This is a genomic window from Leisingera thetidis (assembly GCF_025857195.1).
Lineage (GTDB): Bacteria > Pseudomonadota > Alphaproteobacteria > Rhodobacterales > Rhodobacteraceae > Leisingera > Leisingera thetidis.
Genome location: NZ_CP109787.1, coordinates 1545676 through 1571580 on the forward strand (window position 1 = coordinate 1545676; position 25905 = coordinate 1571580).

19 protein-coding genes are annotated in these 25905 nt (G+C 63.8%); 11 read left to right on the top strand and 8 right to left on the bottom strand.

The window, feature by feature from the left end; genetic code table 11:
* The first annotated feature begins 126 nt into the window (after window positions 1-126).
* Window positions 127-1356 carry a cytochrome P450 gene (locus OKQ63_RS07450; RefSeq protein ID WP_264213313.1) on the top strand — a complete coding sequence of 410 codons (1230 nt, stop codon included), beginning with the start codon at window positions 127-129 and terminating at the stop codon, window positions 1354-1356.
* Window positions 1357-1386: 30 nt separating this feature from the next.
* Here the strand turns inward: OKQ63_RS07450 and OKQ63_RS07455 are convergent, their stop codons facing one another.
* Complete coding sequence (locus OKQ63_RS07455; RefSeq protein WP_264213314.1) at window positions 1387-2001, bottom strand: response regulator; 615 nt, start codon at window positions 1999-2001, stop codon at window positions 1387-1389.
* Between the two features lie 319 nt (window positions 2002-2320).
* On the opposite strand from OKQ63_RS07455, the gene OKQ63_RS07460 reads away from it, so the two are divergent.
* The gene (locus tag OKQ63_RS07460; RefSeq protein WP_434086040.1) at window positions 2321-2818 is read left to right on the top strand and encodes a putative pterin-binding protein; all 498 of its coding nucleotides are present in this window, start codon (window positions 2321-2323) and stop codon (window positions 2816-2818) included.
* 25 nt (window positions 2819-2843) lie between these two features.
* Window positions 2844-5327: a hybrid sensor histidine kinase/response regulator gene (locus OKQ63_RS07465; protein ID WP_264213315.1), complete on the top strand. Its 2484-nt coding sequence runs from the start codon at window positions 2844-2846 to the stop codon at window positions 5325-5327.
* A gap of 735 nt (window positions 5328-6062) precedes the next feature.
* Here OKQ63_RS07465 and OKQ63_RS07470 read toward each other — a convergent pair.
* Window positions 6063-6830: a GntR family transcriptional regulator gene (locus tag OKQ63_RS07470; RefSeq protein ID WP_264213316.1), complete on the bottom strand. Its 768-nt coding sequence runs from the start codon at window positions 6828-6830 to the stop codon at window positions 6063-6065.
* Window positions 6831-6990: 160 nt separating this feature from the next.
* Between OKQ63_RS07470 and OKQ63_RS07475 the strand changes: the two genes are divergently transcribed.
* The 8 genes from OKQ63_RS07475 to OKQ63_RS07510 all read left to right on the top strand — a co-directional run bounded on the left by OKQ63_RS07475 (window position 6991) and on the right by OKQ63_RS07510 (window position 16288).
* Window positions 6991-7773, top strand: coding sequence for a maleate cis-trans isomerase family protein (locus OKQ63_RS07475; protein ID WP_264213317.1), 783 nt, complete (start codon window positions 6991-6993; stop codon window positions 7771-7773).
* Between the two features lies 1 nt (window position 7774).
* A complete protein-coding gene (locus tag OKQ63_RS07480; protein ID WP_434086041.1) occupies window positions 7775-8956 on the top strand; it encodes a M24 family metallopeptidase in 1182 nt (393 codons plus the stop codon).
* 18 nt (window positions 8957-8974) lie between these two features.
* The gene (locus OKQ63_RS07485) at window positions 8975-11431 is read left to right on the top strand and encodes a GcvT family protein (RefSeq protein WP_264213319.1); all 2457 of its coding nucleotides are present in this window, start codon (window positions 8975-8977) and stop codon (window positions 11429-11431) included.
* Window positions 11432-11595: 164 nt separating this feature from the next.
* The gene (locus OKQ63_RS07490) at window positions 11596-12438 is read left to right on the top strand and encodes a transporter substrate-binding domain-containing protein (protein WP_264213320.1); all 843 of its coding nucleotides are present in this window, start codon (window positions 11596-11598) and stop codon (window positions 12436-12438) included.
* Window positions 12439-12504: 66 nt separating this feature from the next.
* Window positions 12505-13170 carry an ectoine/hydroxyectoine ABC transporter permease subunit EhuC gene (ehuC, locus tag OKQ63_RS07495; RefSeq protein ID WP_264213321.1) on the top strand — a complete coding sequence of 222 codons (666 nt, stop codon included), beginning with the start codon at window positions 12505-12507 and terminating at the stop codon, window positions 13168-13170.
* Between the two features lie 3 nt (window positions 13171-13173).
* Entirely contained in the window at window positions 13174-13839 is a 666-nt protein-coding gene (gene ehuD, locus OKQ63_RS07500) for an ectoine/hydroxyectoine ABC transporter permease subunit EhuD (protein ID WP_264213322.1), read from the top strand.
* Window positions 13840-13841: 2 nt separating this feature from the next.
* The gene (gene ehuA, locus OKQ63_RS07505) at window positions 13842-14657 is read left to right on the top strand and encodes an ectoine/hydroxyectoine ABC transporter ATP-binding protein EhuA (protein WP_286672691.1); all 816 of its coding nucleotides are present in this window, start codon (window positions 13842-13844) and stop codon (window positions 14655-14657) included.
* Window positions 14658-15145: 488 nt separating this feature from the next.
* A complete protein-coding gene (locus OKQ63_RS07510) occupies window positions 15146-16288 on the top strand; it encodes a M24 family metallopeptidase (RefSeq protein ID WP_264213323.1) in 1143 nt (380 codons plus the stop codon).
* A gap of 728 nt (window positions 16289-17016) precedes the next feature.
* On the opposite strand, the gene OKQ63_RS07515 is transcribed toward OKQ63_RS07510, so the two are convergent.
* The 6 genes from OKQ63_RS07515 to OKQ63_RS07540 form a co-directional block, all read right to left on the bottom strand.
* A complete protein-coding gene (locus OKQ63_RS07515) occupies window positions 17017-18507 on the bottom strand; it encodes an NCS1 family nucleobase:cation symporter-1 (RefSeq protein WP_264213324.1) in 1491 nt (496 codons plus the stop codon).
* 109 nt (window positions 18508-18616) lie between these two features.
* Complete coding sequence (gene hydA / locus OKQ63_RS07520; RefSeq protein ID WP_264213325.1) at window positions 18617-20077, bottom strand: dihydropyrimidinase; 1461 nt, start codon at window positions 20075-20077, stop codon at window positions 18617-18619.
* Window positions 20074-21333 carry a Zn-dependent hydrolase gene (locus tag OKQ63_RS07525; RefSeq protein WP_264213326.1) on the bottom strand — a complete coding sequence of 420 codons (1260 nt, stop codon included), beginning with the start codon at window positions 21331-21333 and terminating at the stop codon, window positions 20074-20076. Before OKQ63_RS07525 ends, hydA begins: the two co-directional genes overlap by 4 nt.
* Before the next feature lie 64 nt (window positions 21334-21397).
* On the bottom strand, window positions 21398-22717 hold the full coding sequence (gene aptA / locus OKQ63_RS07530) for an omega-aminotransferase AptA (RefSeq protein ID WP_264213327.1): 1320 nt from the start codon (window positions 22715-22717) through the stop codon (window positions 21398-21400).
* Window positions 22718-22750: 33 nt separating this feature from the next.
* Window positions 22751-24190 carry an NAD(P)(+) transhydrogenase (Re/Si-specific) subunit beta gene (locus tag OKQ63_RS07535; RefSeq protein WP_264213328.1) on the bottom strand — a complete coding sequence of 480 codons (1440 nt, stop codon included), beginning with the start codon at window positions 24188-24190 and terminating at the stop codon, window positions 22751-22753.
* A 15-nt stretch (window positions 24191-24205) separates the two neighbouring features.
* Window positions 24206-25777, bottom strand: a complete 1572-nt coding sequence (locus OKQ63_RS07540) for a Re/Si-specific NAD(P)(+) transhydrogenase subunit alpha (protein ID WP_264213329.1) — start codon at window positions 25775-25777, stop codon at window positions 24206-24208.
* Window positions 25778-25905 lie beyond the last annotated feature (128 nt).

Consider the following 25905-nt stretch of genomic DNA (forward strand, 5'->3'; position numbering starts at 1 on the left):
GCTTCAATCTGCCAGGTCCGTTAATGCCGGGGCCGCCCCCTGACGCCGCGGCGCCGGCCGTTTTGGCAGATTGACAGTCGCATTTCCGGCAGGAACCCTGTCCGGTGCAGCCGAACGGAGAAACCGATGAGAACAAGCCAGCAAACGTCCGTGAATATTGCGGGTTTCGACCTGGCAAACCCGCCTGAGGGGTTTGCAGCCGATCCGTTTCCCTATTACGACGCGCTCCTTCGCGATGCACCGGTGCTGCCGCAGCCGGACGGGTCGCTGCTGGTCTGCCGCCATGCGGATCTGGACCGGGTATACCGCGACACCACTTTGTTTTCTTCGGACAAGCAACGGGTGTTTGCGCCCAAGTTCGGCCCGGGCTCCCCGCTGTTTGAGCATCATACAACCTCCCTGGTGTTTTCTGATCCGCCGCTGCACACGCGGGTGCGCAGGATCATGACCTCGGCGCTGGCCCCGCGGGCAATTGCCAAGATGGAACCGGGGCTGATTGAAACGGTCGATCACTTGCTTGACGGGATGGCGGGCCGGGACCAGGCCGATCTGATCGAGGATTTTGCCGCTTCCATTCCGATCCAGATCATCGGCAACCTGCTGGATGTGCCGGTAGCCGAACGGGCGCCGCTGCGGGACTGGTCGCTGGCCATCCTGGGCGCGCTGGAGCCTGCGCTGAGCAGCGCTCAACTGGCCGCGGGCCACCGGGCGGTGAGTGAGTTCAAGGCGTATCTGCAGGATCTGACCGCGCGGCGCCGTGCCAGGCCAGGAGATGCCGAAACCGACGTTCTGACCCGGCTGATCCGCGGGGAAGGGGCTGAAGGGGCGCTCAGCGAGACTGAACTGATCCAGAATTGCATTTTCATCCTGAATGCAGGACACGAGACGACCACCAATCTGATCGGCAACGGGCTGGCGCTGCTGCACGATCATCCGGAGCAGAAACAGCGGCTGCTGGACAATCCGGAACTGATCAAACCCGCCGTCGAGGAGATGCTTCGGTTCCGCTCACCGAACCAGTTGGGCAACCGGGAAACCACGGCTGAGGTTGAGATCGGCGGCGTCGCGGTTCCCGCGGGAACCAACCTGCACTTGATGATCGGTGCCGCCAACCGCGACCATGAGGTGTTCGAGAATCCGGGTCGTTTCGACATTTCCCGGACTCCGAACCGGCATCTCGCCTTTGCCGGAGGTCCGCATGTCTGCGTCGGTTTGACGCTGGCGCGGATGGAGGGAAAAATTGCGATTGAACGTTTCCTGCGCCGGTTTCCGGAGTACCAGGTGCTGGCGGGCCGGGTGCCGGGCGGGCGGATCCGCTTCCGGGGATATGCGTCCCTGCCGGCCAGGCTGAGGTGATGGCAAGGTTAAATGGCGCCGGCGGCCGGATCAGAACAGGCCGGCCTCCTTGGCTGTCAGTGCCGCCTGGGTCCGGTTCTTGGCATCCAGCTTGCGGCATAGCGTGCGCACGTGCAGCTTGATGGTCACCTCCTGCAGATCCAGATCGCGGGCAATTTCCTTGTTTGACTGGCCGCGGCACAGCCCGTCCAGCACCTCCAGCTCCCGGGGGGTGAGCTTTTCGGCGAGAGGGTGGGTGTTTGCGGCCGCTTGCTCGCGCATCAGGTTGACGGGCACGTAGATTTCCCCTGCGCTCATGAAACGCACCGCGTTCAGCAGCGACTGCGCGCCCATCGTCTTGGGGATGAAGCCGATTGCGCCCGCATCCAGGGCCTCCTGCGCCGTGCGTGCGGGGGCGCTGCCCGACAGGATGGCCACGCCCTTGCCGCCGTTGGCCGCCAGCGCCTTTGACAGGCCATCCAGTCCCATCATGCCCGGCATGTTGTAGTCGAGCAGCACTAGGTCAAAGGGACCCTGGTCTGAGATTTCTTCAATCGCCGCAGGCAGATCGGTGGCCAAGGAGACCTCCGCGCCGCCCTCGGAGCGCAGGTAGGCGGAGATCGTTTCGCGGACCATATCATGGTCGTCTGCCAGCAATATTCGCATGATGCCCCTAGACCTGTTCCTGACTTCCCGATCCCAGTCTACAGCCACAAGGGTTTCAAAACTGTCAACCGTAGATTGCGGTCTGGTCAGAGGAAGGGACATGGTCTGCAGCTCCTGTGAATTCGCCGGAATTCCGATGATTTTATGCGCGCCGGGCGGAGTCTGGTAAGCCTGCATTAGGGTGCTGATGATACTCTTTTGGTTGTGCGCCCTATACGGAAGGTCAGGAGCCTATCCGCTGGTGCCGGTTGCCGGGGCGCGCGGATATGGCATCCTGCGTCCGGGTGCCATGCAAATGCCTGAGGAAAGGAGAGCTGGAATGAACGGATTGATTTCGCGGGCCACGGCGCTGGGGGCTGCTGTCTGCACCCTCCTCGCCGCTGCGGTCATGGCTGGCGAGGAGCCGCCGGTGCTGCTGTCCGTGCGCATGGCGGACGGGACGGAACCTGCCGCGCACTACACAATCGAGGATCTGCGCGCCCTGGCGCCAGTCACCATCGAAACGGAGACCATCTGGACCACGGGACGCCAGCAGTTCACCGGCGTGCCGCTGGCGGTTCTGATGGCGCGGGCCGGCGTCAGCAGCGGCCAGCTGGTGGCACATGCGGTGAATGACTATTCGGTGGAGATTCCGGTTGCGGATGCAGTCGAAGGCGGGCCCATCGTTGCCTTTGAACGCAACGGCGCGGAAATGTCATTGCGCAACAAGGGACCGCTGTGGGTGGTCTACCCCTATGACAGCAATCCAGCCTATCAGACCGAGGAGGTATACTCGCGCAGCATCTGGCAGCTCGACCGGATCGTGATCCGGCAGTGACAGGCAGGCAGGGGGCAGGCAGCTGATGCTTCGCGGGTTTCCCGCCGTGCCGCGCTGGGTTCTGGCGCTGGTGCTGGCGATTGCGGCCGCGCTGGCCGCGCAGTCGGTGCGTCTGGGCCACCAGGTGCTGCAGCATCTGGGCGGGCTGTCGACGGCGGCCACCGACAATATGCAGTGGAACCTGTCCCAGGCCGAGGTTGAGCATTTGAAACTGGAAACCGCCGTGCTCACGGCCCGGGTGCCCGGTGATCTGCGGCGGCTGCGGCGCCAGTTCGATATCTACTACAGCCGGGTTGCCACTTTCCGCGAAAGCCCGCTGTTTGCAGACCTGCGCCAGAGTGAGCCTGGCGCGAGACTGCTGCAGCAGATGCACGCCCGGCTGGACCGTATGGCGGCGGTTGCCGATAGCGGGGACCAGGCGCTGCTTGCCCGCCTGCCGGAGCTCGCCGGAGAACTGGAGCAAAACAGCGCTGATGTGCGCGACCTGGCCTTGTTCGGTGTTGTGCTGCAGGTCGAGGACACCATGGACAAGCGGTTGAAACTGTTCACGATCCTGACCCGCTTGGGCTGGGTGGTTCTGGCCCTGGTGCTGGCGCTGGCACTGGCGGCGCTGATGCTCGGGCGCCTCTACCGCAAGGGCCGCAGACTGGCGATGGAGCGCAGCCGGGCTGCGGCGCGGATGGAGGCGATGATCGCCTCTTCGCTGGATGCGATCCTGGTGGTTGGCGCGGACGGCCGGATCCAGGCTTTCAACGGCGCGGCGGAATCGGTGTTCGGTTACAGCCGCAGCGAAGCTATGGGCCAGCAGATGGTCAACCTGATCGTGCCGGACCATCTGCAGGAGGCCCACAAGGCCGGGATGAAGCGGTTTCTGCAGACCGGCACGGCCCGCGTGGCCGGCAAGGGGCGGCTGCAGCTGGAGGCGCGGCGCAAGTCAGGCGAGCTGTTCCCGGTGGAGCTGTCGGTCTCTGTCAGCCAATCGGGAACCGATACGGTCTTTGTCGGCTTTCTGCGCGATATCTCCGAGCGGATCGCGGCGGAGGAGGAACTGCGCCGGGCCCGGGACGATGCCCTGGCGGGCGCGCGGGCCAAGCAGAACCTTCTCACGGTGATGAGCCACGAGATGCGCACGCCGCTGACCGGGGTGCTGGGCGCCATCGACCTGATCGAAGGCACCGGCCCGACAGCGGAGCAGCGCCGCTACCTGCAGGCAATGCGGGTTTCAGGGGAGCTGCTGCTGCATCATGTGAACGATGTGCTGGAGCTGTCGCGGCTGGAGTCCGGCGCGGATTCGGAGAAACTGCGGATCTTCGATCTGGAAGAGCTGGTCAGCGGACTGGTGGAAAGCCAGCAGCCCAGTGCCCGCGGCCGCGGAATTGATCTGTCGCTGCATTGCAGCCTGGGCGGCAAACCCGTGGTCGCCGGCCGGCCCCGTGCCGTGCAGCAGGTGCTGCTGAACCTGATTGGCAACGCGATAAAATTCACCAGCGAAGGCGCCGTGAATGTGGATGTCATGCGCCTGCCGGACGGCGAAACGGTGGAATTCAACGTGGCTGATACCGGCCAGGGCATCGCGCCCGGGGATATTGAGCGGATCTTCGAGGATTTCATCACCCTGGATGCCAGCTACGGCCGTGGCAGCGAGGGGACCGGACTGGGCCTTTCGATCACCAAGCGGCTGGTCCAGGCGATGGGCGGGACAGTCACCTGCGAAAGCGAGCCGGGCGAGGGCAGCCTGTTCACAATATCCCTGGCGCTGCCCGCGGCGAAGGCACCGCCGTTGCGGGCCGAGCAGGACAAGCCCAGGCAGAACGGCGCCTGCCGGCTGCTGATTGCCGAAGATAACGACATCAACCGCGAGCTCCTGGCCACCATGCTGCGCCAGGAAGGGCACCACGTCACGGCCGTGCCCGGCGGCGCCGAGGCGGTCCAGGCGGCCGGTGAGGAGCGGTTCGATCTGATCCTGATGGATATCAGCATGCCGCAGGTGGACGGCATCGAAGCGCTGCGCCGGATCCGCGCCGGACAGCTGGCCGAGGGCACCGATATCGTGGCGCTGACCGCCCATGCCGCGGCAGAGGATCATGCCCGCATTCTGCAGGCCGGTTTTGCCGAAGTGCTGACCAAACCGGTCAACAAGGCAGAACTTGCCGATGTAATTGCCCGCCGGGCCGGCGGCGGCGTCAAGGTGCTGCCCAGCACCGAGTCGGACATCCACCAGTTCTTCGAGGCTTTGGGACAGGACCGGGCGCGTGGTTTCCTGATTGCCTTCTGCGACGAGGTGAATGAATTGCAGGACGGGTTGCACGGCTGCGCGGTGCTGGAAGACGGCCAGCGCAAGGAGGCCCACCGTCTGGCAGGCTCGGCGGCTGTGCTGGGACTGTCAGATCTGCGGAAGGCGATGCTGGCGATCGAAACCGCGGAGGCGGGAGAGCCGCCGCCGGTAGTGCCGTTCCAGCAGGCCTGGTCCAGCGCTGCCATGGTTCTGGCACCGCATCTGCATTCCTGACCGCCGTCAGGCGCGGGCGTGAAGGCCTGCTGAGACGTCGGAAATCAAAGGCGCCAACGCATCGCTGCAACGGCTTTTGGCGCCCTGGCCCCGGTCGGGCCGGGCGGCATTATTCATGCGGGCTGGCTAAAGCAATGAATTCAGTGCGGCGATTGTGCCGGGACCCGCATCAGCCCTCGGTATTATGCCGCGCGGGACTGGCGGGGGCCATCGCGGGACGGGACACGTCATGTTTCCTCTTCGGTGATCACGCGGCGGCGTTCCTCCGGGGCCTATTTGCGGCTTTGCGCATGGCTGCCGGCTGGCCATCAGGGGCGCGATCCCGGATCTGTATGGTTCGGAGGGCGCAGCTGGGAGAGCATCCAGAAGTTGCGCAGATCAGCGTCACAGAATGAAGCCGCTAACTGGGGATTTCCGCGCTCTTTCAAGTAAGAAAGTGCTGTGTTTGGGGCTGGCCGCGCTCAATCCCTGTCCGGCCGCAGTCCGGCGGACAGTGCGCCCGGTGCAAAAAGTCCGCCGCGATGGCAAAGCGCTTGGGAAAGCTGGCGGGGCCAGGCCGCACAGACTGTTTCGGGTATTGCACCCGGTCCGGACTGCGCGCTGCTGGTCCAGCAGTGCGGCCGACTTCGCGGCCGTCATTTGAAGCCGGTTGCTCAGATTTGAGCATCGGGCAGCAAAACGGCGGTGCCAGTCGTCTGCGGACGCCGCGTCATGCACCGCAAACGTTCTGGACGTTCAGGTTTTGTCTGGCGATGGCATTTTGCGGTCCCGGACAATGGCATGGGCGGTGAATTCGGCCAGTTCGCCGCGCCAGATCTGGCGGCCAAAGCAGAACGGCTGTCCGTCTGCACTGTAGATCACCTGCTCCAGTTCGATCCCGGCATTGTAGGTGGGCAGGCCAAGCAAGCCGGCCTCTTCCTCGTTCAAGGCGCGCATGCGGATGGAGATGTCGCCGGAGTGCGGCGGCATGCCGTACTCCCGCTCCATGAGCAGGGTTGTCGATTGCTGCAGGTCATGACTGAAGAGATCCGGGAACAGATGCGCCACTGCAAACTCCTCTTCGATGAAGGCGGGATGCCCCTTGAGCAGAAACAGACGGGTGTATTTGTAGAGCGCTTCACCTTCGCCAACGGCCAGCCTGGCGGCCAGGGCAGCGTTGGCCTGCGTCATCTGTTTTGAGATCAACTTGATCTTCAGGCCAAGCTCGCCGCTCTCGGCATGTGCAAAAAAGCTGACCGTCTTGCTGATGTCGTACGTCAGCCGCCGCGGAGAGACGAATCGGCCCCGGCGCCCGGAACTGTAGGCCAGACCTTCCATTTCAATTGCCAAAAGTGCGCGGCGGGCGGTCATTCTGCTGATGCCGAACTGCTCTCCGATGGCCCTTTCCGAGGGCAGAGCCGCATGTTCCGGCAGTTCCCCGCTGCGGATCTGATGACGCATATGGTCTATAACTTTTTGAAAAACAGGTATTTTTTTCTCTTCGCTCGAGTTGGCCGCGGTCATGTGCTTTGCTCCCACAGTTTTTATTTGGTATATACCAGATAATTGGTATATACCAGCTATCGAGAGTTCCACTACCTGACTGCATGGGGCGCCCATGAAATGCAAGGCGATGGAGCAGGGGGAGGAAGGGCATTGGCCCGCGAATTTCTGGAGACAGGATATGAACATGGTGCCGGACATTCAGGCTCTTGAGTTCACAGCTGACGGCGGGCTGGGCGAAACGGCCAGGATCGGGCTGATTGTGCTGCAGTCGGATCAGACCATCGAACATGAGCTTTCCATGCTGCTCCGCCGCAACGGGGTTGCGCTGTACCATGCCCGCATCCCGAACGAGATGGAGGTTTCCTGCGGCACGCTTCAGCAGATGGAGGCTGATCTTCCGGCCGCTGCCGCGCTGCTGCCTGCGGCCTTTGGGCTGGACGCGATTGGCTACTGCTGCACTTCCGGCGCCACACTGATTGGCGAGGCACGGGTAGATGAAATCCTTCGCAGGGCGCATCCCCAAGCAAAAACCACCAATCCGCTGACCGCCTGCAAAGCCGCTCTGAAGGCGCTGAAGCTCAGACGGGTCGCGCTCGTCACGCCTTATGCTGCTGAAGTGACGACTGAATTGCGGGACAATCTGGCTGAGGCCGGGTTTGAGGTGAATGCGATCGGCACCTTCAATCAATCGGACGACTTCAAGGTCGCCCGGATTTCCTCGCAAAGCATTCTGGCCGCGGTCAAGGAAATCGGCCAGCGCGCTGACTGCGATGGCGTGTTTGTGTCCTGCACCAGCCTGCGCGCCATGCCCATCATCGCCGAGGCAGAGGAAGCGCTGGGCAAGCCGGTTCTGTCCAGCAACCAGGTCACCGCCTGGCACTTGGCCCGGCTGGCAGGGCTTCGCGACAGCATCGCGGGGGCAGGCATGCTTTTTCACACTCAACTGAAGCCTCAGGATTAAGATGATGACGGACTTGCACCCCGCCGCCGAACGCGGCTTCTCCACCAGCGAATTCGAGCAGCGGACCGCGGCGGCGCAGAGGATCATGGCAAATCTCGGGCTGGACGCCCTGCTGCTGACCACGGAACCCGAAGTGCGCTATTTCACCGGGTTCGACACCATCTTCTGGCTCAGCCCGACGCGGCCCTGGTTTGTGGTAATCCCGGCCAGCGGCGCGCCGATTGCGGTTATTCCGGAAATCGGCGGTCCCAGCATGTCGCTGACCTGGATTTCCGATATCCGCACCTGGCTGGCGCCGCAGCCGGAAGATGACGGCATTTCCCTGCTGGCGGACACCCTGCGCGAGGTGCTGCCGGGTGGCGGCACTTTGGGCGTTCCGATGGGGCATGAAACCCATGTGCGGATGCCGGCGGCCGACTTTCAGACGCTGCGCGGCATGCTGGGCGGCATCAGTTTTTCCGATGGCACCGAAGTGGTGCGCCGGTTGCGGATGGTGAAATCACCTTCTGAAATTGCCAAGATCGCACGGATCTGCAGCATCGCCTCCGCCGCGTTCGAGGATCTGCCGAGCCATATCCGGGCAGGCGATACCGAGCGTCAGGCCTTTGCCAAGTTCAAGATCGACCTGCTGCAGAAGGGCGCCGATGACGTGCCGTATCTGGTGGGCAGTTCCGGTCCCGGCGGGGTTGCGGACGTGATCAACCGTCCCACGGACCGGGTGATTGCAGACGGCGACATGCTGCTGCTGGACACCGGTTCACTGTGGGGCGGCTACAGCTGCGACTTCGACCGGAACTTTGCATTCGGCCATGCCTCGGACGAGGCCAAATCCGCCTATGACCTGGCCTGGCGGGCGACAGAAGCCGGCCTGCAGGCCGCACGGCCCGGCATCACCACCGCGGATCTGTGGGGCGCGATGGCCAAGGTGCTGGAGGAGGGCGGCTGCAGCGGCCATCAGATCGGCCGGATGGGTCACGGGCTGGGGATGCAGGTGACCGAATGGCCCTCGCTGATGCCCGGCGACAATACGGTGATCGAGGCCGGCATGGTGCTGACGCTTGAACCCGGTTTCGCCTTTGGCGGCAGCAAGATGATGCTGCACGAGGAAAATATCGTCATCCATGAGGATGGCGCCGAACTGCTGTCGCGCCGTGCTGCGCGCGAGCTTCCGATCATCACATAAGCCACGGGTTTCACCAGAATGACCAAACAACTCCCGTCCCACGCACAGGTTGTCATCATCGGCGGCGGCATCCACGGCTGCTCGGTGGCCTATCACCTGGCCAAACAGGGGCTGACCGATGTTGTGCTGCTGGAGCGCAAGCAGCTGACCAGCGGCACCACCTGGCACGCGGCCGGTCTTGTGGGGCAGCTGCAGGGCAGCCACGCCACCACCGCCTTTGCCAAATACGGCATTGAGCTGCTGCAGGAGATCGAGGCGGAGACCGGCCAGAACCCGGGCTACCGGCGGTCGGGGTCGATTTCCATCGCCGTCAACGATGAACGGATGGCAGAACTGAAGCGCAAGGCGGATTTTGCAGCGCTGTTCGGGGTGGAGGCGCACTACCTGGAAACTGCCGAGATCCAGGAGCGCTGGCCGCTGATGAACCCCGCGGGCGTGCTGGGCGGCATCTACATGCCCAGCGACGGCTCTGCCAACCCGGTGGATCTGACCACGGCGCTGGCCAAGGGCGCGCGGATGCGCGGCGCGAAGATCCTGGAGAACATCAAGGTCGAAGAGGTGCTGACCCGCGACGGCAAGGCGGTGGGCGTGCGCACCGGGCAGGAAACCATCAGTGCGGATTACGTGGTGAACTGCGGCGGCATGTGGGCGCGCGAGCTGGGCCGCCAGAACGGTGTCGGCGTGCCGCTGCATGCCTGCGAGCATTACTACCTGGTGACCGAGGCGATTAATAATCTGCCCAGCGACCTGCCGGTGCTGCGCTCCTATTGCGATGGCACCTACTGGAAGGAAGACGCCGGCAAGCTCTTGTTCGGCTTTGCTCATTTCCAGGCCAAACCCTGGGGCATGAGGGGGATTTCGGAGGACTTCGAATTCGACAGCCTGCCGTTTGTCGAAGACGACGTGATGGAGGTGCTGGAACTGGCGATGAACCGGGTGCCGCTCTTGCAGGACACCGGCATCCGCACCTTCTTCAACGGGCCGGAGAGCTATTCCTACGATGGCCGCTTCATCCTGGGGCAGGCACCGGACATCCCGAACTATTTCGTGCTGGGCGGGGTGAACTCCACCGGTATCCAGTCGGGCTCCGGGGCAGGGCGGGCCTTGGCGCAATGGATCATTGACGGTCATGCGCCGATCGACCTCAGCGAAATGGACCCCAAGCGCTGCGAGGAATTCCAGGCGCGCGATCCCTATCTGCAGGAACGCTGCCCGGAGACCCTGGTGCTGACCTATGCAATGCACTGGCCGAACCACCAGCGCGAGACCGTCCGCAACCTGCGGCGCACACCGTTCTATCATCCGATGAAGGCCCGCGGCGCCTGTTTCACCGAGGCCCAGGGCTGGGAACGCCCCGGCTGGTTCGCGCCCGAGGGCGTTGAGCCGAAGTACGAATACAGCTTTGGCCGCCAGAACTGGTTTCCGCACGTTCAGGAAGAACAGAAAGCAGCGCGTGAAGCTGTTGCCATGATCGATTACACCATGCTGGGCAAGCTGATGGTCGAGGGCCGCGACGCCGAGAGCTTCCTGCAGCGGGCCTGCACCAACAATATGGCGATGGTCAATGGCCGCGTCGCCTATACGCTGATGCTGAACGAACGCGGCGGTATCGAGAGCGATGTCACGGTTGCCCGTCACGGCGATGACAGCTTCATGGTGATGAGTTCGATCTCGCACACCCGGCGCGACTACCTGCACCTGCGCGACCTGATCCGCGAGGATGAGGATGTGCGCCTGCGCGATGCGACAACCGCCTATGGCGTGCTGGGGATCATGGGGCCGAACAGCCGCGAGCTGCTGCAGATGGTCAGCGATGCGGAACTGTCAAATGCGGCGTTCCCGTTCAACAGCCTGCGGCATTTCCATATCGGCCACGCCCCGGTGTTCGCGCAGCGCCTGTCCTATTCCGGCGAATTGGGCTGGGAGATTTTCATTACCCCGGATTTTGCCGAACACGTGTTCGAGGTGCTGATGCAGGCCGGCGAGCAGTTCGGCATCCGCCTGATCGGCGGCGAGGCGCTGAATGCGCTGCGGCTGGAAAAGGGCTTTGTCCACTGGGGCCACGACATGGCCTATACCGAGGCGCCGCATCAGATGGGCATGGAGTTTGTCTGCAAGACCAAGAAGCCCATCCCCTTCATTGGCCGCGACGCCTATCTGGCGCGCAAGGCGGAAAACAAGGGTCCGTTCCTGTGCTCGGTCAAGCTGCGCGATGCCGGGCCGCTCTTGCATCACAACGAGCCGGTGCTGCGGGATGGCAAGATTGCAGGCTATGTGACCGCCGGCGCCTGGGGGCAGGCGGTCGGGGCGGCTGTCGGCCTGTGCCTGCTGACTCTGCCGGACGGCGAAACAGACAAGGCAGCCGTGGAAAACGGCGGGTTCACGGTGCTGGTGGAAGGCAAGAGCGTTGAGGCCGATGTCAGCCTGACCCCGTTCTATGACCCGCAAAGCAAACGGATGCTGTCCGGCGCCTAGCGGCGCCCGGCATCAGGGAGGCGTTCACGGTCCTGGAGCATATGCCCGATGTCCCGCTCTCATCATCGGGCCGGGTTCAGGACCGTGGCGATGGAGCGGCAGACCCAGCCGATCGGCAGGCGCGTGATCCATATCGACGACAGGTTAAATTCAGGGAGGAAACCATGACTTTCAAACTACTCAACACTCTGGGCGCAGCGGCGGTTGCAGCCGTGGCCAGTTCGGCAGCAGCGCTGGCCGGGCCGATTGATGACCGGATAGCCGCAGGCGAGCCGCTCCGCATCGGCTTCTCCAACATTCCGATCTGGGGCTACCCGGACGAGAACGGCGACGCCAAGGGCTTCGTGAACGAGATCGCCATCGGCATTCTGAAGAAGATGGGCCACGACAACGTCGAAGCCACCGTGACCGACTGGGGCGGGCTGATCCCGGGGCTGCAGGCGAACCGCTATGATTTGATCACCGGCGGGCTTTATATCCTCAACAGCCGCTGCGAGAACATCTCCTTTTCCGAGCCGATTGCCCAGTCCGGTGACGCCTTCATCGTTCCGGCCGGCAATCCCAAGGGTATCCAGACCTATCAGGACATCCTGGCTGCAGAAGCGGTTCTGGCTGCCGGTTCCGGCTACAACACCGTCGAAGCCGCCAAGAAGGAAGGGCTGACCGACGCCATGATCATGCAGGTGCCCGGACCCACCGAAATGCTGGCAGCCGTCAAGGCCGGCCGCGCGGATGCCGCCGGCATGACTTATTTCGAAGCCGCGCATCTGGCGAACAGCGACGCGGCCGTCGATGTGACCGATCCCAGCGCACTGCCGGAATGGACGCTGAACTGGGTTGGCGTCGGTTTCCGGGATACGGATGGCGATTTCCTGGCCGAGTTCAACAAGGCGCTGGCGGAATACGTCGGCTCCGAGGAGATGATGCAGGCGGTCGCGCAGTACGGCTACACCAAAAGCACCCTGCCTGGTGGCAAGACCACCGAATGGACCTGCAGCAACCGCTGATCCGGCAGCGCGGCGGGGCCATAGGTTCCGCCGCATAATCTACTTCTTATGCAATACGGATTACTGATGGGTTTCTACGAATTCCTGGTCCAGTACTGGCCGCGGCTCATGTCGGGGATGGGCGTTACCGTCGTCCAGTTCCTGCTCGCGGCGGCAATCGGCATTGCGATCGCGCTCTGCATGGGCCTGATGAAGCTCTCGCAGAACCGGTTGCTGCATGGTGCGGCCGTCACCTACATCGAAATCTTCCGCGGCACCTCGCTTGTCGTCCAGCTCTACTGGATCTTCTTCGTCCTGCCTTTGTTCGGGCTGACGATCGAAAAATTCACTGCCGGGTATCTGGCGGTTGGCATGAATATCGGCGCTTACGGGGCCGAACTGGTGCGCGGCGGCATCCTGTCTGTGCCCAAGGGCCAATGGGAGGCAGCACTGGCCATCAACATGAGCCCGGCCCAGCGGATGCGGCGGATCATCCTGCCGCAGGCGCTGGTCAGCATGCTGCCGCCCTGGGGCAACCTGATGATCGAGCTTTTGAAGGGCACGGCCTTGGTTTCGCTGATCTCGGTGGCCGATCTGATGTTCGAATCCCGCCAGATCAACGCCTCGACCTTCCTGTCGGCGCAGGTCTTTGGTGCGGCGCTGGTCATCTACTACATATTGGCCCGCTTTTTCGTGACGCCGTTCATGCGCTGGCTGGAACGCCATATGGCGCGCAAGATGGGGAGGGCGTGAGCAATGTTTGACTGGCAATGGGACTTCACCTGGGAAATCCTGCCGCGTCTGATCACGGCCACCGGCAACACGCTGGTTGCGGCTCTTGCGGGTTATGCGATTGCCGTGGTGCTGGGCATGGCGCTGGCACTGGCGCAGCGGACACCTTCTAAAGCCGCAGCCTTTGCGGTGCGGGAAGTGGTTGAGTTCATCCGCTCCACGCCGCTGATCCTGCAGATCTTCTTTGTATTCTACGTCGGCCCGCAGTTCGGCATCCGGCTCAGCCCGTGGATGTCCGGCATGATCGCCATCGGCCTGCATTATGCCTGCTACCTGTCGGAAGTCTTCCGCGGCGGCATTGAAAGCGTGCCGAAAGGCCAGTGGGAGGCCGCAACCGCGCTCAACATGACAACGGCGCAGAAATACCTCCGGGTGATCATCCCGCAAGCGATCCCGCCTGCGCTGTCGGGCATGGGAAACTATCTGGTCGGCATCTTCAAGGACACGCCGATGCTCTCGGTGATCGGGGTTGCCGAGCTGATCCATACCGCCAATGCCATCGGTTCGGAAAACTACCGCTTTCTGGAGCCTTACACGATGGTCGGCATCATCTTTCTGGCAATCTCCCTGCCGGCAGCGGGCCTGATCCGGCTGTTCGAAGGGTATGTGCGCCGCAAACTGGGACTGTAACTATGCTGGACAAGACTGGCCTTCCGCTTGAAATGACCGGTGAAGACACACCGATGGTGAGCTTTCGCAAGGTGCGCAAATCCTATGGCCCGCTGACCGTCCTTGATGACCTCGACCTCGACATTGCCGCAGGCGAGATGGTGTCCATCATCGGCCCGTCGGGATCCGGCAAGACCACCGTGCTGCGGATGCTGATGACGCTGGAGCAGATCAATGGCGGGGTGATCTATGTGGACGGCAAGCCGCTGACGCATATGCCCAAAGGCGGCCAGCTGGTTCCTGCCAGCGAGCGCCATCTGCGCAGCCGCCGCGCCGACATCGGCATGTGCTTCCAGCACTTCAACCTGTTTCCGCACATGACGGCGCTGGAGAACTGCATGGAAGGGCCGGTGCAGGTGCTGGGCCTGTCCAAGGCCGAAGCCCGCGACCGTTCGGAGGAGCTGCTGGAAATGGTCGGCATGATCTCCAAGAAGGATCAGCATCCCTCGCGCCTGTCGGGCGGCCAGCAGCAGCGGGTGGCGATTGCCCGGGCGCTGGCGATGCGGCCCAAGGTGATGCTGTTTGACGAGGTGACATCGGCCCTCGACCCCGAGGTGATCGGCGAGGTCACCACCGTCATCCGCAAACTGGTGGCCGAGCACAATCTGACCATGCTCATGGTCACCCACCAGATGGGGTTTGCCCGCGATATCTCCGACCGGGTGTGCTTCTTCTATGGCGGCAAGATCGAGGAGCAGGGCCCGCCGGCCCAGCTGTTCGGCAACCCGCAGCGGGAGCGCACGCAGCAGTTCCTGAGCGCGGTGCGCGAAGCGGTCTGACCGCAGTCGGACCGGAACCTTCGCATGATTGAGACCTTGGCAGGCCTGTTCGCTGAGCAGGCCTGATCGCCGGATCACAAAGCAACTGCGGCCGGTAACCCGCTGATAGCCCGTGAACGGCACCAGCCGCCCGGCATCGATCTCAAACCGCGGCACGTCCGGGCAGCCAAGGGCAAGGCCGCGCCCTTGCCGGTTCGCAAGGGGCCGCCCGGCCGGTCTTCCAGCACTGCGATGCGCTTGCGGACAGCGGCCTGGGGGCATTCAGCTCTTCCGGGGAACCGGTGAAGCTGCCGGGCCGGGCAATGGCCTCGGAAAACAGAAGATAGCCGAATGGAGGCAGGTCGCGGCGGTTGTTTTCATCACCTGCAGTCTTTGCACTTCCAGACAAGATGCCACTTTGAGACGTCGGGTGTTGGACGTAGCATTCTGCCAACGGCAGCTATGGCCGGACGCCAGAGGATTCCGCAAACCAGCAGCAGGGAAACCGCATGTTCACCGAACGACTGTCCCGATTTCAGACCAGACTGGCCGAGGCCGGAATTGACGTGGCGCTGATCACCGATGACGACAACGTCTATTACCTGACCGGTTATTACGATTACCTGCATATGGATTTCGGCCGCCCGACCATTCTGGTGGTGCCCAGGGACGGCGATACGCTGCTGATCACCCCGGCCATCGACCTCAACAGCGCCAAGGCGTCAGCGCGGGTGGGCCGGATTGCGCCTTGGAACGACGGCATGGGCAACGAGTGGCGCGAGGAACTGCCCAGGGCGGTCCGCAAGGCAGGCCTGGTGGCGATAGAGCCAGGCCATATGCCACCGCCGGTCCGGGCCTGTGTCGATGATCTGGTGGATGCTTCAAGGATTGCCAGCGCCACGCCGATCCTGGCGGAAATGCGGATGATCAAATCGGCGGAGGAACTGCAGCTGGCCCGCCATGCCGGCCAGGTGGCAACGGCAATGATGCAGGCGGGGCGCGCTGCCATCGGCGACGGGGTGCCCGAGTACGAGGTGGCGATTGCCACCAGCCAAGCGGGCACCCGCAAGGCTGCAGAGCTGCTGGCCGCGCATTACGACGATGGCGACATGTCGCCCAACACCCATTTCCTGCAGATCATGGCTTCAGGCCGGGATATCGTGAAGACTCATCACCGCGCGTCCACCAGGATCATGCGCCGGGGAGAACCGGTGTTCCTGTGCTTTTGCGGCATGACCAATTTCCACCGCTTCAAGCTGGGCTTTGACCGCACCTTCTGGATTGGTGAGGCTGACCCGGAACAAGTTGCCGTCTATGAAGTGGCGGTCGCAAGCCAGAAGGCGGCTCTTGATGCGCTGAAACCCGGCGTGACCGCGGAAAGCGTGCACGCGGCCTATGCCGAGGTCATTCAGAGCGCGGGTTATGAATATCCCTTCCGCTGCGGGCGGGCGACCGGCTTCAGCTTTCTGGAGGCGCCGCAGCTGGTGACCGGGGATAAGACTGTCCTGCAGCCGGGCATGGTTCTGGCGGTGGACGGTTCCGTTTCGGTCGAGACCTTCCGCGCCCAGGTGGGGGACAGCTTCATCATCACCGGGGACGGCTGGGAGCCGCTCACCCGGCATCCGAAATCTGTGGAGGAGGTTCTTCTCTGATGTTTCCGCCAGGCCGTCAAACACCCTGGCAGAATTCTGGAAAAACACCGCCTGAGGTTCCTTGGGGACAGTGAAGGCGCCCCACACGTCAATTGAAGCACGCCGCCCGCAAAGGGGCAGTCAATGAAGGAACCCGGCGGCTGCATCCATCGCAATCCGGTGCCGGGCAATGCGGCTGGATTGGGTGCGTGCGTTCTTCCACATGCCAGGGGAGGCCAGGAATGCCCCCCGCAATACAGTTGACGCGCTTCTGGCCGCCGTGGCGGACAACACCGTCTTGCCGGACGGATTGACCGAGGCGACGCAGCCGCAGGTTTGTACTTCCCCTGACTTCCTGGAATTGGAGGTGGACCGGTTATGCGATCGCGAGTGGTTCTGTGGCGGCCGCGAGGACGAAAACGAGCCCCCCGGAGGCCGCTCTCGCGGAGGATCTTTGCTGCTTGGTACTCCTGCGGGTTGCAGCAGGACAACCCCGCGTTCAGCGGATCGAATTCGATGACGGTGTTGCGGGAGGGCTATGCCTTCGAGCCGCTCGAAAGGGCTGCCGCGCGCCGGCATGCGGGCGTTGAATTTGCCAAGGGCCTCGGTCGCGCCGGCAGCATAAAGCGCCTACGGCTCCGGGTCGGTCACCGTCAGATGGGCAAACCAACAGGTTTTGGTCATCTGGACATGCCGCCGCCTCACAGCGGTGAGAACCCCGGAGCAGGCGGGCCGCTCCGGGGCAAGGGTCACTTGTTCATCACTTTCGCCAGCACCAGATAGGCAGCCCCGGCAACGAACAATCCGACGAACCACGCGTAAGTATAGATCGTCGCAAAGAAATCCGAGGTGCCGCCGGTGATCCCGACACCCGCCAGAAAGCCCGGCAGGTTCGGCAGGATACCGATCACCAGCGCCCAGACACCGGCCCAGTTGGTGCCGTTGCTGCCGGAATAGATGCCGTTCATCTTGAACAGGTCGGCGACCTCCAGCTTGGTCTTGCGCAGCAGGTAGTAGTCCGCCAGCATCACGCCTGCGATCGGGCCCAGCAGCGCCGAATAGGCGATCAGCCAGCCGACGATGTGGTTGACCAGGATCCAGGGGAACATGGCGATGCCGATGCCCGCCGTGATGTAGCCGCCGCGCTTGAGGTTGATCTTGCTCGGAGCCAGGTTGGCGAACCCATGCGCGGGCGCCACCACGTTTGCCGCGAGATTGGTGGTCAGCGTGGCCACGATCAGCGCAAAGAGGGCGATGATCACCGAAACGCCGCCCATTTTCTCGGACAGCTGGATCGGGTCCCAGATCGCTTCGCCGTAAATGACCACAGTGGCCGAGGTTACGGCCGAGGCGATGAAGGCGAACAGCGCCATCGGGATGGGCAGGCCGACAAGCTGGCCCAGCAACTGGTCCTTCTGGCTTTTGGCGTGTCGGGTGAAGTCGGGGATGTTCAGCGCCAGCGTCGCCCAGAAACCGATCATGCCGGTCAGGCTGGGCCAGAACACGGACCAGAACTGGCCCTCCTTGGGCTGGCCTGCGTCAAACGCGCTGGGGGTCGACAGCATCTCGCCAAAGCCGCCGGCCTTGACATAGGCCCAGCCCAGCAGGGCCAGTCCCATCGCCAGCAGGAACGGTGCGGCATAGGTTTCCAGCCAGCGGATCGACTCGGTGCCATTGCGGATGAAGTAGAGATGCAGCCCCCAGAAGGCGAGGAAGCAGACGAACTCGCCCAGGCTGATGCCCAGAACCGGCAGTGCCTCGCCCATCAGCGCGCCGCCGGTGAGCTTGTTGAGGATCACGAAGATCGCCGAGCCGCCGACCCAGGTCTGGATGCCGAACCAGCCGCAGGCCACGATGCCGCGGGCCACTGCGGGGATCTTGGCGCCGGTGGGCCCGAAGGAAGAGCGCAGCAGCACCGGGAACGGGATTCCGTACTTCGTGCCGGCATGGCCCACCAGCACCATCGGGATCAGCACGATCGCGTTGGCGACCAGAATGGTCATCACCGCCTGATCCCAGCTCATCCCCGAGCCGATCAGGTAGGAGGCCAGAAGGTAGGTCGGGATGCAGACCACCATGCCGACCCAAAGAGCCGAGATCGCCACCCAGTCCCAGGTGCGTTGGGCCGCCGTGGTCGGCAGCTGGTCCTCGTTGTAGAGCGCAGGGTCGATCCCCGGCAGATCCGCCCGCTGTGGCGCCTGTGCGCCCCCTGAGCTGAATCCTGATGTGATATCGGCCATGATTTGTTTCCTCCCTAAGGTATGGCTTTTATTGTTTTTCTGGTTGTTTGCCGCCAGCTCCTCTCCGGCGGCAAAAGGCAAAGCCCCCGGCCGGGGCCGGGGATCGTTTTCAGACGCAGGCCGGCATGTTGTCCGGATCGCGGACAACCTTGCGCGGCGCTGTCACCTCTTTCCACTTGGACAGCGCCTTGTTCACTTCGGGATAAGGCGCGCGTTTGACGAACTTCCCGTGACCCGGCGTCGCGCAGACGGTGCCATTGTCCACGGCAACCTCGCCGCGGCTCAGCGTATAGCGCGGCAGGCCCTTGACCTCGCGGCCGGCAAAGACGTTGTATTCAACCACTGATTGCTGGGTCTCGGGCGAGATCACCTTGGTCTTATCCGGATCCCAGACCACCAGATCCGCATCCGCGCCTTCCAGCACCGCACCCTTTTGCGGGTAGATGTTCAGGATCTTGGCAATGTTCGTCGAGGTCACCGCCACGAACTCGTTCGGGGTCAGGCGGCCGGTGCCCACCCCCTCGGTCCACAGCACCGGCATCCGGTCCTCCAGGCCGCCGGTGCCGTTCGGGATCCTGGTGAAATCCTCGATGCCAAAGCGTTTCTGCTCAACCGAAAAGGCGCAATGGTCCGTCGCCACCACCTGCAAGGAGCCTGCCTGCAGACCGGCCCACAGGCTGTCCTGATGCGCCTTGTCCCGGAACGGCGGCGACATCACCCGCTGCGCGGCATGGTCCCAGTTCGGGTTGCGGTATTCGCTGTCGTCCAGCACCAGATGCTGGATCAGCGGCTCGCCGTAAACTCGCATGCCCTTCTGGCGCGCCCGGCGGATCGCCTCATGCGCCTGCTCGCAGGAAGTATGCACCACATAGAGCGGCACGCTCGCCATGTCGGCAATCATAATGGCGCGGTTGGTGGCTTCGCCCTCGACCTCGGGCGGGCGCGAAAGGCCGTGGCCCTCCGGCCCGGTGATGCCGTCGGCCAGCAGCTTCTGCTGCATGGTGGCAACCACGTCGCCGTTCTCCGCATGCACCATCGGCAGCGCGCCAAGGGCCGCACAGCGGCGGAAGCTGTCGAACAGCTCGTCATCGTCCACCATCAGCGCACCCTTGTAGGCCATGAAGTGCTTGAAGGAGTTGATGCCGTGGTCCACCACCACCTGCATCTCGTCGAACACTTGCTCGCTCCACCAGGTCACCGCCATGTGAAAGGAGTAGTCGGCGCAGGCGCGTTTCGACTTGGCGTGCCAAGCCTCCAGCGCCTCCAGCATCGACTGGCCGGGGCTGGGCAGGCAGAAGTCCACCACCATGGTGGTGCCGCCTGCAAGGCCCGCGCGGGTGCCGGATTCAAAATCGTCTGCCGAATGGGTGCCCATAAAGGGCATTTCCAGATGCACATGCGGATCGATGCCGCCGGGCATGACATAGCATCCCGCCGCGTCCAGCAGTTTGCCGCCGCTGAGGTTTGCGCCGATCTGCACGATCTTGCCGCCTTCGACGGCCACGTCGGCTTCGTAGCTGCGGTCGGCGGTCACAACGGTGCCGCCTTTGATTACGGTTCTCTGGCTCATGCCTGCCCCTCCACGATTTCTGCGGTTTCCAGCACGGCATGCAGCAGCACATCGGTGCCCGCCGCCGCCCATTCGCGGCTGATTTCCTCGTCCTCGTTGTGGCTCAGGCCATCGACACAGGGGCACATCACCATGGCGGTCGGCGCCACCTTGTTGATCCAGCAGGCATCATGCCCCGCGCCCGAGATGATGCTTCGGTGCGAATAGCCCAGCTTTTCCGCCGCCCGGCGCACGGCGGTGACGCAGCTTTCGTCAAAGGTGACGGGGTCGAAATGGCCGACCTGCTCGATCTCGAGACCCAGCTCCAGCTCCTCAGCGATTTTGGCGGCGCCTTCGCGCAGGCGGCGTTCCATGTCCGTTTGCGTGTCAAAGCTGGGCGAGCGGAAGTCGATGGTAAAGACCACCTTGCCTGGCACGATGTTGCGGCTGTTGGGGTAGTAGTCGCAGTGGCCCACAGCGCCGACCGCATCGGGCTGGTGGCTCATGGCGATCTCATGCACCAGATCGGTGATCCGCGCAGCACCCAGCCCTGCGTTGCGGCGCATCGGCATCGGGGTGGAGCCGGTGTGCGCCTCCTGGCCGGTCAGCGTCACCTGCAGCCAGTTCAGGCCCTGGCCGTGAGTGACGACGCCGATATCCTTGCCTTCGGCCTCCAGAATCGGACCTTGCTCGATATGCAGCTCGAACATGGCGTGCATCTTGCGGCTGCCCACGGGCTCGTCACCGGCATAGCCGATACGGGCCAGCTCCTCGCCGAATGTCTTGCCCTCGGCATCTTCGCGATCGTAGGCCCAGTCCTGCGTGTGGACACCGGCAAACACGCCCGAGGACAGCATGGCAGGCGCAAACCGCGTGCCTTCCTCATTGGTCCAGTTCACCACCACGATGGGGCGGCGCGGGGTGATCCCCTGATCGCGGATCGAACGCACGACCTCGAGCCCGGCCAGTACGCCCAGCACCCCGTCGTACTTGCCGCCCGTGGGCTGGGTATCCAGATGGCTGCCCATCATCACCGGATCCAGATCCGGCTCGGCGCCTTCAAGGCGGGCAAACATGTTGCCCATGCTGTCGACGCCGACCGTCATGCCGGCCTCTTCGCACCAGCGCTTGAACAGGTCGCGGCCTTCCTTGTCGGCATCTGTCAGCGTCTGGCGGTTGTTGCCGCCGCGCAGCCCGGGGCCGACCTTGGCCATTTCCATCAGCGTATCCCACAGGCGGCTGCCGTTGATGCGGGCGTTGCTTTGCACGTCTTTCATGTATTCTCTCCCTTGGCGGCTGCCGGCCCGCACACTCCACTGCGCCAGGCCTGCTGCCGGTTGCTCATGCGATGAGCGACTCGGCCAGAATGCCGATCAGCTCGTCGATTTCGGATTTTTCGATGATCAGCGGCGGCGACATGGCGATGATGTCGCCGGTGGTGCGCAGATGCGCCCCCTTGTCCCAGGCCCTGAGGTAAGTGTCGAAGGCGCGCTTGGTCGGCACACCCGCAACCGGCTCCAGCTCCACCGCGCCAACGAGGCCCGCACAGCGGATGTCCTTCACATGCGGCAGACCTTTGAGGCTGAACATCGCCTCCGCCCAGTAACCCTCCAGCGAGGCGGCGCGCTCGAACAGCTCTTCCTCGCGGTAGGTGTCGAGTGCGGCCAGCGCCGCCGCGCAGGCCACCGGGTTGCCCGAGTAGGTATAGCCGTGGAACAGCTCGATCATATGGTCGGGACCGGTCATGAAGGCGTCGTGGATCTCGCTGCTGATCATCACCGCGCCCATCGGGATCACCCCGTTGGTCAGCCCCTTGGCGGTGGTGATCATGTCCGGCTCCACGCCATAGTAATCGGCACCAAAGGCGCGTCCCAAACGGCCGTAGGCGGTGATCACCTCGTCAAAGATCAGCAGGATGCCGTGTTCGCGGGTGATTTCGCGCAGCCGCTTCAGATAGCCCTTGGGCGGCAGGATCACCCCGGCCGACCCCGCCATCGGCTCTACGATCACCGCGGCGATGGTTTCCGCCCCGTGCAGCTCGATCAGCCGCACCAGATCCTCGGCCAGCTCCACGCCATGCTCCGCCTCGCTCTGGCTGTATGCGTTGCGTTCGGGATCATGGGTGTGGCGCAGATGGTCAACGCCGGTCAGCAGGCTGCCGAAATAGCGGCGGTTGTTGACGATGCCGCCCACCGCGATGCCGCCGAAGTTCACCCCGTGATAGCCCTTCTCGCGGCCGATCAGCCGGGTGCGGCCCGCCGCGCCCTTGGCCTTGTGATAGGCCAGCGCAATCTTCAGCGCGGTTTCCACCGATTCCGAGCCGGAGTTGGTGAAGAACACGTGGTTCAGATCGCCCGGCGCCAGTTCGGCCAGCCGGTTTGCCAGCTCAAACGCCTTGGGATGGCCCATCTGGAAGGCCGGCGCGTAGTCCAGTTCCGCCACCTGCTTCTGCACCGCTTCGGTAATGCGCGGCGCACCGTGGCCTGCATTGACGCACCACAGGCCGGCGGTGCCATCCATCACCTTCCGCCCGTCAGCGGTGGTGTAATACATGCCCTCCGCGGCAGCGACCATACGGGGGGTTTCCTTGAATTGCCGGTTGGAGGTGAAGGGCATCCAATAGGCGCCAAGGTCATTCTTTAGTGCCGGGGCTGCAGTCATGACGTGATTTCCTTTTCCATTGATCTGCGGGGGTCAGGCGGCGGAGAGGCTGAGCAGGGTATCCAGGCTCTGCTTTGCGTCGCCATAGAACATGCGGGTGTTTTCCTTGAAGAACAGCGGGTTCTCGATGCCCGAATAGCCGGTGCCCTGGCCGCGTTTGGAGACGAACACCTGTTTCGCCTTCCAGCATTCCAGAACCGGCATGCCGGCGATCGGCGAGTTCGGGTCCTCCTGCGCCGCCGGGTTGACGATGTCGTTGGAGCCGATGACGATCGCCACATCCGTCTGCGGGAAGTCCTCGTTGATCTCGTCCATCTCCAGCACGATGTCGTAAGGCACCTTGGCCTCCGCCAGCAGCACGTTCATGTGCCCCGGCAGCCGGCCCGCCACCGGGTGGATGGCAAAGCGCACGGTCTTGCCTTTCGCCCGCAGGCGCCGGGTCAGCTCGGCGACGTTCTGCTGCGCCTGCGCCACCGCCCTGCCGTAGCCGGGGATGATCACCACGGAATCGGCCTCGTCCAGTGCCGCCGCCACGCCGTCGGCGTCGATGGCGATCTGTTCGCCGTCGATCTCCATCGCCGGGCCCGCGGTGCCGCCGAAGCCGCCGAGGATCACGGAAACGAAAGAGCGGTTCATCGCCTTGCACATGATGTAGGAGAGGATCGCACCGGAGGAGCCCACCAGGGCGCCGACCACGATCAGGAGATCATTGCCCAAGCTGAAGCCGATGGCGGCCGCGGCCCAGCCGGAGTAGCTGTTGAGCATCGACACCACCACCGGCATGTCGGCGCCGCCGATGCCCATGATCAGATGGTAGCCGATGAACAGCGCCGCCAGCGTCATCAGCAGCAGCGGCAGGAAGCCGCCGGAGTTGAAGTACCAGATCAGGCAGATGAACGACAGCGCCGCGGCACCGGCGTTCAGCGCGTGGCCGCCCGGCAGCTTGGTCGCCGCCGAGGTGACCTTGCCCGCCAGCTTGCCGAAGGCAATCACCGAGCCGGTGAAGGTGATGGCACCGATGAAGATGCCGAGGAACAGCTCGACGCGCAGAAAGGCGATCTCGGCCGGGGTCTTCTTGGCAATCAGCTTGGCAAAGGTGCCGAGCTCCTCGGTGCTGCCCGCCGCCGCGGCGGCCGCCACATTGCCGATCTCGAAATGGGCGATGAAGCCGACAAAGACCGCCGCCAGGCCGACCAGCGAGTGCATCGCCGCCACCAGCTGCGGCATTTCGGTCATCTGCACCTTCTTGGCCACATAGGTGCCGATGATGCCGCCGCCCGCGATCAGCAAGAGCGACAACAGCCACAGGCCGGAGCCGGGGCCGATCAGGGTGGCGAACACCGCCAGCCCCATGCCCGCGATGCCGTACCAGACCGCGCGCTTGGCGCTTTCCTGGTTCGACAGGCCGCCGAGCGACAGGATGAAAAGAACAGCCGCAACAACATAGGCGGCGGTGGTGAACCCGTAATCCATCTGTTCTGCCTCGCTTTAGGATTTCTGGAACATGGCGAGCATGCGCCGGGTGACGAGGAAGCCGCCGAAGATGTTGATCCCGGCCATGAAGACCGAAAGCGCCGCCAGCAGGATCACCAGCCAGGACCCCGAACCGATCTGCATCAGCGCGCCGAGGATGATGATCGAGGAGATCGCGTTGGTCACCGCCATCAGCGGCGTGTGCAACGAGTGCGCGACGCCCCAGATCACCTGGAAGCCGACAAAGCAGGCCAGCGCAAAGACGATGAAATGCTGCATGAAGCTGACCGGCGCAAACAGCCCGACCAGCAGCAGCAGCGCGCCGCCGCCCGCCAGCAGGGTGACCTGGCTCCTGGTCTGCGCCTTGAAGGCCGCAACCTCCCGGGCGCGTTTTTCCTCCGGCGTCAGCTCCGGCACGGTTTCCTTGGGCTTGGCCGCAATTGCCTGCACTTTCGGCGGCGGCGGCGGGAAGGTGATCCCGCCCTCGAACGCCACGGTGGCGCCGCGGATCACGTCGTCCTCCATGTCATGCACCACCTGGCCGTCCTTGCCGGGGGTCAGGTCGGTCATCATGTGGCGGATGTTGGTCGCGTACAGCGTCGAGGCCTGCGCCGCCATCCGGCTGGGGAAGTCGGTGTAGCCGATGATGGTGACGCCGTTTTCCGTGACGATCTTCTCGTCCATCACCGTGAGCTTGCAGTTGCCGCCCTTTTCCGCCGCAAGGTCGACGATGACCGAGCCGGGCTTCATCGCCGCAACCATGTCCTCGGTCCACAGCTCGGGCGCCTCGCGGCCCGGGATCAGCGCGGTGGTGATGACGATGTCCATCTCCGGCGCCAGCTCGCGGAACTTGGCCAGCTGCGCGTCGCGGAATTCCGGCGAGGAAACAGCCGCATAGCCGCCGGTGGCGGCGCCGTCCTGCTGCTCCTCCTCGAAATCGAGATAGACGAACTCGGCGCCCATCGATTCCACCTGCTCGGCCACCTCGGGGCGCACGTCGAAGGCATAGGTGACGGCGCCGAGCGAGGTCGAGGTGCCGATGGCGGCCAGGCCCGCGACGCCGGCGCCGACCACCAGCACCTTGGCGGGCGGCACCTTGCCTGCGGCGGTGATCTGGCCGGTGAAGAAGCGGCCGAAGTTGTTGCCCGCCTCGATCACGGCGCGGTAGCCCGCGATATTGGCCATCGAACTCAGCGCATCCATCTTCTGGGCGCGGGAGATCCGCGGCACCATTTCCATGGCGATCACATTGGCGCCCTTGGATTTGGCGGCCTCCATCCCGGCCTCGTTGCCGGCCGGGTTGAAGAAGGAGATCAGCGTCTTGCCCCTGGCGAGCCGCTTCAGCTCGGTCTCGTCCGGCTGGCGCACCTTGGCGACGATGTCGCAGGCCTTCCACAAGGCGGCCGGCGTTTTGATGATTTCAACGCCTGCGGCCTCATAGGCGGCGTCCGCAAACCCCGCCGCCGCCCCGGCCCCCGCCTCGATCGCGCAGTCATACCCCAGCTTCTGCAGCTGACGCGCCGACTCCGGCGTCATCGCAACACGGTTCTCGCCGTCCGCCAATTCTCTGGGCGTTCCAATTCGCACGGTTCTGTCCTCCCTTTGCGCCCGGCCTGCCCGTTGCTGCAGGTCCTGGCGTTGCCGGAGAGTATTTGAATCTTTTATCTAGTAGTCAATATTTTTATTCGAAACCTCTCCATCATTGGAATTTCTCT